Consider the following 8885-nt stretch of genomic DNA (forward strand, 5'->3'; position numbering starts at 1 on the left):
TGAGCTGATTTTCTCTGTTTGACCCTCACGAGTGAGTGTCAGTAACATGATACCTCATCTTTCAGAGAAAGGCTATAATTAATTTTGCTTAACTACTTAAGTAGAGCTTTTTGGTAATGGAAAATCAGTTTTTCTCTGTGGTTTATCATGTTTAATTCAGTTCACTCCAGTTAAAATTAATGCCCAGATATTCCTCTAACTTCTGGTTGTGAGGCCGAAAAAACTCGGCCAAAGTCTGCCGTAGATCGTCGCTTATGGGATTATAAGACCCCGGATTATAATTGGGATATTCTGCAAGGGGATAATCCGGCACCCCCAAAAACTCGAAAACTTGAGTTAGAGTAGCCGCCGGATTAGCATAAAAGTCTTCACTCCTTAAAATCAAAAACTGTTCTCTCGGAAATACAGCCATCCATTTCTCGATAAAGTAGAAATATAAACCAAAGAATAAATAGCCTTTTTCTGTCTGCCAATAAGTAGATTCATCTTCACCAGGAAATGATAATTTTTCTATTTCTGAAGCAATTACCTCTGCAAAAGCTCTTAGTTCACTTCCGTAACTAACAAGCATTTTATAATGAGAAAATGCTCTGAATACCGGATTGCGTAGAAGTAAAATTAGTTTAACCTTAGAACAAACTAAAGCTAGTTTTTGGGGAGAACTTTGGCTGCCAAAATACCAAGGAGTTGCTTCTCCGGTCAAAAAAATAGATTGTTTTGGAATCGGGGGAAAATGAGATAGATAATAATCAATCCCCTTATCAAAAATTTCCACAGATAACCCCACTTCTTTTCTAATAGCTGGTAAAATATTAGGGTGTTCGGTTAAGTAGGCATATAGAGAACTGGTACCACCTTTGCCGGCACCAATGATGAGAAAATGAGGGTGGCGTGGGTTCTTTGTATCCCAATAATTTTTAGCAAAATCAGGTCGTGTCTGTAGGATTTGCCTGTAACAGGCATTGTGATAACACGAGATAGCCTCTGCCAAGTTTCCTTGATAAGTTAATAAATCTCCCAAACCGATGTAAGGCAGAGCAAAATTAGGATGGTTCTGAATTACGTAACGATAGCAGCGAACTGCTTTCTCCAAGGCTAGGGGATTTTCTATTTCGTATTTTATAGAGTAACTTACTCTATAGTATTCTATTAAGTTATAGTGCGCTTCAATAAATAGCGGTTCAATTTCAATCGCTTTGAGACAACAAGATATAGCCTCTTCTAGCTTCCATTGTCGTTGAAAGATTTCCCCCAATCGATAGTAAGCTTGATAAGCATCGGGTTTTATCTCAATTGCAGAGCCGTAAGCAGCGATCGCCTCATCTAACTTTCCTTCCTTGACCAATCGCTCGCCTAGCGCATTATACATTTCAAAAGCAGCATCGACTTCTCCTAGTTGTTGCAGCACACCAGCCAAGGTTTTTGAGATACCTGTCAAAGTGGGTTGAATTTTGAGTGCAGTTTCACAAGCTGTGACTGTCTTATCAAGTTGACCCCGTTTGTAATATAATTCTGCCAAATTTATGTAAATTTCGGCGTTATCTGGCTTAATTAGCAAGGCTTTTTGATAATGTACAATTAATCTATCAATTTGCTCAGACATGGGGGCTTTTTATCTCAAAATTTAGAAGATTCTAGGTTTTAGCTTAATAGCGCGGCGATAACAGACAGTTGCTTCATCAGTTTTCCCCTGTGCCGCTAGAATATCGCCCAAGTTTCTGTACGACCAAGAATAATCTGGGTTTACTTCAATTGCCTTGCGGTAGGAGAGTACCGCTTGCTCCCATTCACCTTTACTCGACTGAACTTTTGCCAAGTTGTGATAATGCCAAAATGAAGGAGAAGGATTAGTTTCTATCGCGCGATAGTAGCTAGATATTGCTTCCTCTCGCTTACCTTGTGCTGCTAAAACTTCGGCGAGTTCGTGATGAGACCAACAATGATTTGGGTCAATCTCAATAGCGCGACGATAGGCAGCCAGCGCCAACTCCCAGTCCTTCTTTCGAGCAAAAGCCTTACCTAAATCTAAGTGAATAGCCGAATTTTCCGGGAAGGTCTGGAGCATTGTTTGATATAAATTAATCGCTTCATCCAGCCGATTGTAGTTTACCAAAGTATTGCCCAATTGTAAGCCAATTTCCGGCGATTTTTGCTTAATTTCTAGGAACTCGTGATAAGTCTCTACTTCATTGGGATTGACTTTAATCGCCTTGTGATACCAGTTAAAAGCTGCATCTAAATCTAATCTAGCTCGTTCTCGGAAAGCACCCGCTAATTTGCTTTCAATCCTCGGTAGTTCGGGGTTGAGTTCGACAGCCCGAGAGTAGGCTGCAATCGCCTCCTCCCAATGTTGGCATTGCGCTAGCGCTTCCCCTAAATTGTAGAAAGTCCAAGCCCAGTTTGGGTTAAGCTGTGTAGCATAACGGTAGGGAGCGATCGCCTCCTCCCACCGTTGTAATTTAATCAGTGTATCTCCTAAATTATTCTGCGACCAAGAATTATCCGGGTTTAACTCAATTGCCCCATGATACACAATGACGGCTTCATCCAACTTATTCAGCTTTGTTAGCGCATCTCCTAATTGATGATAAACTTCTGCCGAATTAGGATTAAACTGGATAACTTTTCGGTAACTAACAACGGCTTCTTCCCAAGATTCTTGTGCAGACAAAGCCTTTGCCAAACCATAATGCGACCCCGCATTATTCGGTTTAACTTGAATGGAATGACGGTAAGCATTAATTGCCCCTTCCCACTCCTGTTTCCTGCTCAAAATTTCCCCAATATTATGATAAGCTGGTGATAACTTAGGATTCAACTGAATAGCCAGACGATAACACGCCACCGCCTCATCAACTTTATCCTGTCCCAACAGCGTATTCCCCAGAATTAAGCATTGCTCTGCGGTGGCTGCTCGCGGTTCTAAATTCACTGCTTTATACGAACAAATTGTTGCTTGCTCTGTGGCACCAATTCGCTCAAAAACTTTCGCCAATTTTCGATAAAATTCTGCAACTTGAGGCTGTAAAATAACGGCTTTTTGGTAAGAATTAATTGCATCTTGCCATCGTTGCTGCTGTGCGAAAACATTACCAAGACTTGCCCAAACCTCAGCAAAATTCGGTTGAATTTCTAATACTTTAAAATAACAATTTTTTGCCTCTTCGAGTTTCCCACTCACTTGCAGCGCTTCCCCCAATATTTGGTAAGCACCAACAGCCTGGGGTTGAAGTGAAATTGCTCGTTGACACTGCGCGATCGCCTCAGACAATTTCCCCTTATTATAATAATGTCCTGCCAAAACAATTAACGCCTCAGCATCTTCAGAAGTAAGCAAATCTAGCGATTTAGGGCTATCATGTAGCTTAGTTTGAGTCCTAGATAAATCCAACAGTTTCGACGATTTAGGGCTATCAAAAATCCCATTTTTATGACTGGATAAATCCGACACATCCGCCGCTTTGTTAGTTAATTCTATAGTTTTTTGATAATAAACTAACGCCTCTTCTAACTTTCCTTGGCGCTTCATAGCTTCCCCCAAATTTTGATAAGCTCCTACCAAACTGGGGTTTAATTCCAAAGCGCGTTGGTAACAATAAATGCCCCTACTAATATCATCTAACTGGACAAAAGTATTGCCCAGATTGACGCATTCTTGTGCTGAAAATTTTTCCGGTTCCAGACTCAATAAAGCATACCAACAGTCGGCCGCATCGCTCGGTTTATTTAACTGCGTCCAAACCTTTGCTAAATTTCGGTAAGCTGCCGTTAAATTAGGGTCAATCTGTATTGCTTGTTGATAATACTTTATGGCAGAATCCCACTGTTGCTGCTGTGCGTATAAACTGCCTAAATTTACATAAGCTGCGGCAAAATTAGGCTGAATTTCAATCGCTTTAATGTAGCACTTTCGGGACTCTTCAATCTTACCTTTTGCGTGCAAAATGTTGCCCAAGATTTTGAGAAGCGGTGCTGACTTCGGTTGAATATTCAAAGCTTGCAAACAAGCTGTTTCTGCTTCTTCTAATTTTCCTTGTGTTAAATAAACTTCGGCTTGTTCATTTAACTGCGCTAGGGTAGCTTCAGAATTGATAGTAGTTTGCATAGAAGTGGGTTTGGCTGCGGAGGGATACTGCGCTAAGGTAACTTCAGAATTGATAGTAGTTTCCATAGAAGTGGGTTTGGCGACGGAGGGATACTGCACTGCGGTAGCTTCAGAATTGATAGTAGTTTGCATAGAAGTAAGTTTGGTGGCAGAAGGATACTGCACTGCGGTAATTTCAAAATTCATAGAATTTTGCTTCTGAGTCGGCTTCGCGATTGAAGAATTATGATTTATTATATTGGCAATTTTCATCACTTCTTCCAATTGGCTAAAGCTAATTTTAATATCTTCGGTCAGCGGATTTTGATACATCAGCTCTCGGATGGGATAACAGGCAAATATCTCCCCTATTAAATAGTAATGTTCTAGCCCTAAAAGTTGACTGATGATACAATAATAAGGTCTCAGATAGTGAGGAGAAACAAGTTCAATGATTTTAGTACCATTCCGGCAAAAAATAATATTAGTTAACCCACTACCATGCGGGGCTATAATTATTTTAGCATGATAAAATAGCGCAATCTGTTCCAGTACCGACAAAGATTCTGTTACCCAAGTTTGAAAACCGAATTTAGCCAGGTAATCAATCACTTCTCCTTCATTGATTACCCGCCGATATTGAGACTGGGCTCGACTAATGTAAATACGTTCTGGGTAAGGAGAACTTAACGAGGAAATTTGTTTCAGAAATTCCTGCCGTAGAAATTTCAAAGCGCTCGGTTGCAGCCAACCGAGCGAACCCGAAAAAGATGGTACAATGAGTTTTTTAGCTTGAATGTAAGGGTGGCGATCGCTCTCGATAATCTTGGATGGTGAAATCCCCAACATTAAGAGCGTTTCTCGCTGAAAAGGTTGCACAATGCTATTAACTAAAAATCTATCTATTTTCTCCCAATCTACCTTACTTTGACGTAAAATGTCGAGCCGGGGCAGAATATCCACCATCCAATGAAAGTAAACATTTCCAGAAAGTCCAGATAATACTGCAACTGTCCCATCAATTTGTTGTAAGATTGGTAATTCTTCTAAATTAAAAACCCGATGTTTGTTTGTATCATGTCGCATACACCCCGGCAAAGAACCAGGATACTCGCGAGAAACATCTGTTAACAGATAATTATCGGGAGTAATAATAGCAATAGCATTACAAATCATCCAAGAATTTTTTTGCGGAACAATCCAAGCGCGCCCCTCTGGAATTACCGCTACGAAATTACTGGGTGAATCAATAGCAATGTTCGCTCCCTTATTAAAAACATGAATTCCTAACCCCTGATGAATGGGAGCAAACTGCTGGTAAATTCGCTTCAAGCACGGCGTGCAGTTTAATCCCTCACATCCCGCTTGAGAGGCATCAAAGTTAAGTAAGTTGCTACAGACTGGATTAGACTCAAATTCCGCATCAACACCAATAGACCTCTCTAATAAGCCTTGTGGGACAGGCATTTTGACTGCATTTGACTGGCTTTTCTGGAAATTGCTAATATAACTAGCCCCGTTTAATTGTGCGGTAACAACCCAATCTTTGGCAGATAAAGCGCCTTTGGGAAGCGAGTTTGCTCTCACTTTTTCCAACTGAAAGTAAATCGAACTAGCATTTGGTTGAATAATTCTTGCGATTTGGCCTACTATCAACGCCGCCGTGAGCCGTTTCTGTTTTACCAAACAATGACTCACCCGCCCTAAAATATCTACGTCATTAGGTTTAACCTGTAAAGCTTTATGATAATAAATTTCTGCTTGTTTGTATTCACCATACTCGAATAAAACATTCCCTAAATGAACGTAAGTTTGCCAGAGATTGGCATAAACTTCGGGAGCGTTTGATTGCCGCTGTAGTGCTTGAAGAAATCTGGCACAGGCAATTTTAGCTTGTCCCAGTTCGTCAATTTCTTTACCTTCTGCAGAGCTTTCCTGTATGGTTTGGAGAACCATATCGCAGTAAGCTTCAACAAATGTCGGCTGTAGGGAAATTGCTTTCTGAAAGCACGCCATTGCTGCATCCAGCTTGCTTTCAGCCATGAGAGAATAGCCCCACTCACTATAAGCTGAAGCGTTATCGGGAGCGAGTTCTATCACCTTCTCAAAACACCGACCCGCCAACCCGTGCTGACCTTGGCTCTGCCAAACTTGGCCGGCGTTATAATGAGCTAAAACCAGATCGGGCTGCAATGAGATCGCCTTGATATAAGCAGATATAGCGTCACCGACTTTTCCTTGTGCCTGAAATGCTTGGCCGAGGTTATTGTATAAGCTAGCCCACTTGGGGGAAAGAGCGATCGCTTGTCGGAAAACCTCGATCGCCTCGAATAACTTATCCAGCTTGACAAGAACGCAACCCAGATTGCTGTAAGCTTTGACATAATCAGGTTTAAGGGCGATCGCTTGTCGGTAGTTGCTTTCTGCTTCTTGTAACAGATACCGCTCGTCAAGGACGACTCCAAGATTATAGTAAGCGGTTGCATTGTTGGGTTCGCGGGCGATCGCTCGCCGATAGCTAGTTTCCGCGTCCGTTAATTCTTCTTGTAGGTAAAGGACGTTACCGCGACTATAGTAGATATCTGCCTTGTTTTCCACGATCGCTATCAAATGGGGAATTGGGGAATGGCAACCTAAAAGCCTTGAAACATTCGATTGCTTGTTCTTTCTGGAAACAGGTTTAGCTTTATCATATCAATTCCGGCAGTCAGGCCGGAATGATATCAAATCCGCGGTTCATCGTCGGGCGTAAAGTCAAATCCCGATGCCAACAAATAATTCGCGCAATTTTCATTTTTTTGACCCCTCCTTCCACAGTCAACAGTCAACAGTCAACAATCACGGACGGTGCAACCGGAATCGATATCACTCCTAGACGCAGCATTACCATTTACGAGGGGCAACAGCAGGGGATTTGCCCCTAGAAAACGCACTTGTGTAGAGGCTTTGCCTCCATAGATATTTACACGATATCAAAGTCGTTGGAAGTGATATTCAGATTCGGTTGAAGCTGCATTAACGGTACTTCATTTCCTAGCGTACCCAAAGAATTGTAGTACACCAAACCGCTTGTTTTGTCGTAAATTACCCGAGCCGGACTCGCGCCCTGATTATTGACGTTAAAGTTATTGGTAACGCTAAAAAGGCTTGCTGGCAAAGTACCGGGTTGCAACACGGGCAAGGCCCTGCGATCCAATTGAATCTTATCTTGTGCGGGTGTGAAATCAGTCAACGTATCTAACCCAAAAGAATTTCCGTTTAAGCCGCCACCAACTGATACCGCTGATTCGCCCGATTCGAGATACTGGAACCGGAACGTATCTGCCCCCTCGCCCCCTGCTATTAAGTCATTGCCGACCCCACCAAACAAGATATCGTTGCCGGCACCACCGCAGAAGGTATTATTTCCTGTACTGCCATAAATAGTATCATTGCCATCACCACCGCAACTTGTATCGTTGCCCTCATCGCCAAACAGCAAATCATCTCCCCTGCCGCCGTCAACGATATCATTATTTTCATTTCCGTATAATGTATCATTACCTTCACCGCCAGAAAGCGAATCCTCACCTTCATTGGCAAAAAGCAAGTCATTTCCAGACCCTCCAAATAGCAAGTCACGCCCTTGAGAATCTAGATTGTTCGGATTTCTAGTACCACCGTATACAGTATCATTGCCCTCACCGCCTACAAGGGTATCATTGCCAATTTCGCCCCAGAGCAAGTCATTATCTTTGCCACCCAAAACGATATCATTACCTTTTCCGGCATAAATAGTATCGTTGCCAATGCCACCTGCGATTACATCATCCCCACGATTGCCAAAGAGCAAATCTCCCCGATCATTTGTATCCGTAGTATTTCGATCGCCGTAATCACCAATAATCGTATCTTGACCTTGACCGCCATAAAGAGTATCAGGCCCTTTTTCGCCATAGATCAAGTCATCTCCTTTACCCCCATAAGCGAGATCGTTGCCATTACCGCCAATGATGGTATCGTTTTGTTCCATCCCAAACAGTAGATCGTTGCCACTACCACCAAAGATTAATGCAGGTTGATTCTGCATTTGGGCAGACAAAGGTTGATTCTGATTGCGCTTTAATACATCTATGAGACCACCATAGATCGTGTCATCGCCACTGCCACCAATTAAGGTATTAGCACCGAACTCACCCCAGATTAAGTTATTGCCGTTGCCGCCGAAAATAAGATCGTTGCTTCCTCCATCAAAGATTAAAATGTCATCGTTAACCCCACTGTTTGGAAAACTGCGACCATTATCGCCAATAATCGTGATGCGCCCGTCGCTAGTAACTTTTGGCGGTTGCACTGGTGACTGAAATATAACCGTTGGCGGTTCTGGGAGTTCTGGACACTCTGGGTCTAAATTGAGTAAGCTGACTTGGGTGGTAATGAGAGTTGGGCTTGAACTTGGAGATGGTGACAGGATTGGAGAAGCAGTCGCTGTTGAGTTGTTGGGGATTGTTACTGGTGGTATTGACTCAGTAGAAGAACCATTACTTGGGGAGGGTGGCAAGATTGGAGAAGAAGGCGCTGTTGAGTTGTTGGGAGTTGTTACTGGGGATGGTGGCGGTGTAGAAGTACCATCACCGATGGGTGAGGGGGGTGTAGAAGTACCATCACCGATGGGTGAGGGGGGTGTAGAAGTACCATCACCGCTTGATGATGGCGGTGTAGAAGTACCATCACCGATGGGTGAGGGCGGTGTAGAAGTACCATCACCGATGGGTGAGGGGGGTGTAGAAGTACCATCACCGATGGGTGAGGGGGGTGTAGA

4 protein-coding genes are annotated in these 8885 nt (G+C 42.8%); 1 reads left to right on the top strand and 3 read right to left on the bottom strand.

What is annotated here, in order from left to right:
* Positions 1 to 151: 151 nt before the first annotated feature.
* The 3 genes from QUB10_RS33190 to QUB10_RS33200 all read right to left on the bottom strand — a co-directional run bounded on the left by QUB10_RS33190 (position 152) and on the right by QUB10_RS33200 (position 8417).
* Complete coding sequence (locus QUB10_RS33190; RefSeq protein WP_333207356.1) at positions 152 to 1603, bottom strand: tetratricopeptide repeat protein; 1452 nt, start codon at positions 1601 to 1603, stop codon at positions 152 to 154.
* A 21-nt stretch (positions 1604 to 1624) separates the two neighbouring features.
* Positions 1625 to 6682, bottom strand: coding sequence for a tetratricopeptide repeat protein (locus QUB10_RS33195; RefSeq protein ID WP_333207357.1), 5058 nt, complete (start codon positions 6680 to 6682; stop codon positions 1625 to 1627).
* A gap of 364 nt (positions 6683 to 7046) precedes the next feature.
* On the bottom strand, positions 7047 to 8417 hold the full coding sequence (locus tag QUB10_RS33200) for a calcium-binding protein (RefSeq protein WP_333207358.1): 1371 nt from the start codon (positions 8415 to 8417) through the stop codon (positions 7047 to 7049).
* 82 nt (positions 8418 to 8499) lie between these two features.
* Here QUB10_RS33200 and QUB10_RS33205 point away from each other — a divergent pair.
* On the top strand, positions 8500 to 8885 hold a 386-nt coding region (locus QUB10_RS33205; protein ID WP_445300815.1), incomplete at its 3' end, for a hypothetical protein.

It is taken from the genome of Microcoleus sp. B5-D4, from assembly GCF_036705145.1.
Taxonomy (GTDB): Bacteria; Cyanobacteriota; Cyanobacteriia; order Cyanobacteriales; family Microcoleaceae; genus Microcoleus.